Genomic DNA, 2,351 nt, shown 5'->3' on the forward strand with positions numbered 1-2,351 from the left:
AGACCACGTCCTCCGAGGTGACCGGTGTGCCGTCGTGGAAGGTGGCGCCCTCGGCGAGAGTGAACCGCCAGCGCTTGCCCTCGGCATCGGGTTCCCATGCCGTGGCCAGGCGCGCGGCCACGGTCGGATTCGCCGCGGGCACCGTCAGCGGGTCGTAGACCAGCGAGGCGATGAGGAAGTCGCTGTCGTTGCTGAGATTGGCGTGCGGATCACGTTCCAGGCGTGCGGGCGTGCCGAGCGCGCCGACCCGCAGTGTGCCGCCCGGACGCGGCGGACCGGCCGATTCGGTCCCGTTCGAACACGCCGCGGCCAGCAGGACCGCACCCACGCCGACACCGGACCGCAGCAACTGTCGCCGGTTCAAACCCATTGCGCCGCCTTCCCTACCGAAAACACCCACCCGTCAACCCTGGAGAAATCACCCAGGGAAGGCTAGCCTAATCGTGTTCTGCGTCTCTCGGCGGTCGATGTGCGAATTGGGTGATACCGCCCACTAGCTGCGCCTCGGCTCAGTTATGCTACATCGCTATCCAATCGCCAAAGTTAGGTAAGCCTTGCTCTAGCTCGAGGGAAGCACTAGCTTCGCAGTTCGAATCGTCACCACTCGCTTTTCGACCCGATGCGAAGAAGGGAAACCCTGGTGAAAAGCGTTCTCTCCGAACGTAAGACGCTTCACCCCCCGATGATCGAACGACGCGAGCTCCCCCCGGCCGCCGGGCGCGCGGTGCGCGAGCTCGCACGCGTGATCCACGACACACTCGATGTTTCGGGCCGCGACGGCGCGCAGACGGCGCGCACGCTCACCGCGCCGGCGCTCGTCGACCTGGTCGAGGCCCGCGTCCACGAGTTACCGGCCGCGGTGCGCCACGCCATGCGCGCGCCGCAGACCTCGGCCGGTGCCGCCGTCGTCAGCCGACTGCCGCTCGACGACGCCGAATGCGGCCCGACCCCGCCCAGCTGGCGCGAAGCCGCACTGTGGAGCGGGGATTCGAGCAGGCGCCGCTGTTCACTCGAACTCGACATCGTGATGCTGCTGCTGGCCCGATCGGCGGGCGAACCCTTCGGCTGGCAGGGCCAGCAGGACGGGCGGCTGGTCAACAACATCGTCCCGGCGGCAGGCCATGAACACGAACAATCCGGCGCCAGCAGTAAAACCCTGCTCAGCCCGCACACCGAAGACGCCTTCCATCCCGGCCGCGCGCATCTGCTGATGCTGTCGTGCCTGCGCAATCCCGACCGGGTCGGCACCACCGTCTCCTCGGTGCGCCGGGTCGAACTCAGCGCGCGGCAGCGGCGACTTCTCAGCACACCCGTGCTGCCGATCCTGCCCGACGTCTCCTACGGCTCCGGCTACGATCGCGCGACCGCGACACCGGTGCCCACGTTGTGGAGTTCGAGCGAAAGCCACTGGGAAAGCAACGATCTGACGATGCGCTACGACCCCGCCTACACCCCGCTGGACGACGCCGACCCCGAATACCGTTGCGCCTACGCCCACCTAACCGACGAGCTCGAACGCGTCTGCGTCACCGCGGCGCTCGAACCCGGCGAACTGCTGCTGGTGGACAACGACGTCGCCGTGCACGGCCGGGTACCGTTCACCGCCCGCTACGACGGCACCGACCGATGGCTCAAACGAGTGAACATCCGGTTACCCGATCGACGCCGCCGCGACGCCGAGGCCGGAGAGAATGGGTATGGACAGCTATTGGTCCGCCCATTCCGGGCGGCCGGACCGGAAACGGCTCCGGCGGAAGTAGAGCGGGACGGCACAGATGATCGAGGATCCTTTGAGCACGCGTGATCGAGTCACCCCGCTGCGGGTGCTGAGCCGAAGCGACCTCGCCGACGTGCCGATCTCGCCGTCGGCGGTGGTAAGGGCCGTGGAAGACGCGTATCTCGCCTTCGCGGCGGGAGATTCGGACAATCCACGGAAGTTGAGCGTCGCCAACCCGGACGGCTGGTCGGTCGCCTACGCCATGCTCGGGCGCGACGGCAGGCGCCGGGTGGTGGCGATGAAGACCTCCTACAAGTTCGATCCCGGACACGACCGCAGCACCAAGCGGTACTACACCACCATCACCCTCTACGACGACACCACCGGCGCCCCGATCGCGATGATGGACTGCGCTCGGGTCGGCGCGCTGCGCACGCCGGCGGTCTCGGCGTTGCTGGTGCGCGAAACCGCCCGCCGCGACGCCGATACCGTGCTGCTCATCGGCACCGGCACCCAAGGACGCAACGCGCTGCCGCATCTACTCGCCGCGAATCCGGGTCTGCGCAAACTGATGCTGTACGGCACGCACCCGGACGGGATCGAGGCCGTGCACCGGCAGCTGGCCGAACATCAT

2 protein-coding genes and 1 pseudogene are annotated in these 2,351 nt (G+C 67.8%); 2 read left to right on the plus strand and 1 reads right to left on the minus strand.

The window, feature by feature from the left end:
* Nucleotides 1-370 (minus strand): ABC transporter substrate-binding protein (locus RJ05_RS21270; RefSeq protein WP_036539853.1); only part of this gene is annotated, 370 nt, incomplete at its 3' end.
* Between the two features lie 312 nt (nucleotides 371-682).
* On the opposite strand from RJ05_RS21270, the gene RJ05_RS21275 reads away from it, so the two are divergent.
* Complete coding sequence (locus RJ05_RS21275; RefSeq protein ID WP_081597456.1) at nucleotides 683-1,804, plus strand: TauD/TfdA family dioxygenase; 1,122 nt, start codon at nucleotides 683-685, stop codon at nucleotides 1,802-1,804.
* A pseudogene (locus tag RJ05_RS21280) lies at nucleotides 1,776-2,351 on the plus strand (ornithine cyclodeaminase family protein); the annotation flags it as partial. The gene RJ05_RS21275 and the pseudogene RJ05_RS21280, both read left to right, overlap by 29 nt.

This window comes from Nocardia cyriacigeorgica NBRC 100375 (assembly GCF_000308555.1).
In the GTDB taxonomy this organism is placed as follows: domain Bacteria; phylum Actinomycetota; class Actinomycetes; order Mycobacteriales; family Mycobacteriaceae; genus Nocardia; species Nocardia cyriacigeorgica.